General features: G+C 38.0%; 1 protein-coding gene. It reads left to right on the top strand.

Annotated features, from left to right (window positions below):
- The first annotated feature begins 1,500 nt into the window (after positions 1–1,500).
- Complete coding sequence (locus AC1DWN_RS32145) at positions 1,501–2,010, top strand: hypothetical protein (RefSeq protein WP_477562907.1); 510 nt, start codon at positions 1,501–1,503, stop codon at positions 2,008–2,010.
- Positions 2,011–2,451: the final 441 nt, after the last annotated feature.

The following is a 2,451-nucleotide window of genomic DNA, read 5'->3' as shown; positions in this document are numbered from 1 at the left end:
TCCACCCCTGAAATCATTGCTAGCTACAATGGTCCTCGGTGATTTTTTTATAAGTGTAACTTTATTTTCGAGTCCGTGGTTTGAATGAAGAAGCAAACAYTATTATGCGAAAGGCGTTAGGGTGCTTCCTCACGACTCTCTGACCGATGCTTTCGGATTTGAGATAGATATAAACTAAAGGCGACAGAACTGTAATGTTTTTGTATAATAAGCAAGTACATAGAAGGCTGTAAGGGCGGTCGGCTAATCCTCTGTGAAAGGAGGATGATGCTATGACAGTATTCGAGACGATGTATCTTATGATTGCATTCGCTACACTCGTGTTACTGATCAAAAAAGACAAATAGACCGCCCCCGGTAAGGTTCGGTCTACTCATTAACCAATCTTCCAAAGCCGACTGCTCTTAAAGCAGCTGTGTACCAAGGGCGTAGATGTTACTAGCATCTGCGCTCTTTATTTATTGTAATCAATTATACAACATATAATTCTTATTGTAATCAAAAATGATGACAATAGTATATATTTTCGTCCTATCGACTATAAGCATCAGCTCCTAATAAAAAGGAAAGACAGCTAATTAAGGTGTCTTATTATTTACCTTTTTATCATATAGAAGCGCTTTTTATGGGATTTCCAAACACTTGAGAACAACAATTATCCGAGGGCATACGGCTTGTGTAAGAAAATTAGGGCTGATTGAGAAGAAATGTCTTTATGCGTTCGCATATGTAAATTGGAGAAAATTTATTGAAGGTCACGATCATTGGAGGCAGGTAGACAACCGGTACCGACCTTCAAGACGATATTCGTTACCTTCGTGGGGAAAAGGGGGCACGAGTTTTCTTCAGAATGGTTGATGAAGAAATGATAATTTTAGCTAAATCTGACAAGACAAACGAAACTCTTGTAATTGAAATTTTGACGAAAATGTATAAATAGACAAGGAGACCTATATGAAAATAAAAAGTATAAGCTATCCAGTCCCGTTGAGTGAAGTAGAAGACATCTTTTATGATAATATTGATGTTTTTATAGAGTTGGAAGACGGGATTAGTTATAGTGTTGTAGTTACTACACCATTAAGTATAATGAGGTATATGGAGGAAGAGGGCTTATAGTATGTCCCAGCAGCTCATCCAAAAATAATCGTTAAAAGTTTAACAGAAGATAACATCTACCAAGCAGTCAGCAGTTATTCGGAAGATAATGCATTCTGGTTAAAGTTGTTATATGTAACTGGTGGGGGAGATACCTATCTCACTATCGAACACATCGATGAGGCCCTTAACGAAGTTCAAAAGTCGAATGAAGAGATACGACAATTGTTTTACGAGGAGAATAGTTAATACTAGGTGTAACAACACCTAACTGCCTCGAATGTAAAATTTCATCTTGGAAATGGTTATGAGATCTGATAGACTGATAGTAATATTATATGCACCGGCGGAAGCACCGTCCGAATTTAGGGAGAAATCCCTTTTTTTGGTACGGTGCTTTTTATGTTTCGGAGGGCAGAAGGAGAAGATCAAAATGAAAAAATTATGGATATTTTGGGATCAGAAGAAACCGTATGGTTAGAAGTGAAGAATAGTCGTCAGTGTAAACCGTACCTAGCTGATCTTGGAGTGGATGAGATGATTACGGTCATGTTACCAACTAGAATGGTTCGGAGGCAAATGGTATGGTTGGGTCACTTGTCGAACAAAGAATTAGGGATGGGAGCAGCCGCTAAGCTTTTATGTGGAGATCATTGGGATATTAAGGCGTTAATGGTTCAGTCAAATAAACTTGTAGAAGTAGTGTTTCCAGGAGTGAGTATACGGTCACGCCGGGAAAACCTATGTGATATAGGAAAGGATTTATATAGGCTACTAAGTAGACTAGATGAAAGTCCAGAATATGTATCTAGAGAGGTAGAGATCGAGATGAAGATAGTGATAGATCGCTATGCCAATTTGTTGGATGTGGAATGGGTAGAGGATATCATCGGGTTTTGGGAAAACCTCTAAGTGGTCTTTCTGTAGGTTTCGGCCGAACTTCTTATTGACAGCTAGAACTTTAGGATAGTTTAAGTGAAACTTATTAAAATGATCTCTCGTCTAAGGATAAAAGGGAAATAAAAGGAATAAAAGTTGATGAAAAAACTGTTCACTATTTTTCATCATTACTTTCTACATGTAGTATAGGTATAGAGCATGGGGTTATTCAATCCTGATACCATGTCTTTGGATGGTGTACTTTTAAGAGTAGTGAAAGTTGACATGAAGTCTAATTATTATTATTTGGAGGTGGAACGACATTGCTGAAAATGATTTACATGCTTTGTTTCGCTGCAATTCTTGCTGGTTGTTCCATGGGGAATGATGAATTAGAAAAGTTACCTCTAGAAGCTTCGCCGGAACCCACCATGATAGTGACATCAATAACAAATGCCGAAGAGACGAATACAC

Source organism: Paenibacillus sp. P4_A7, assembly GCF_056402455.1.
This window is presented reverse-complemented; position numbering and strand designations above follow the sequence as displayed.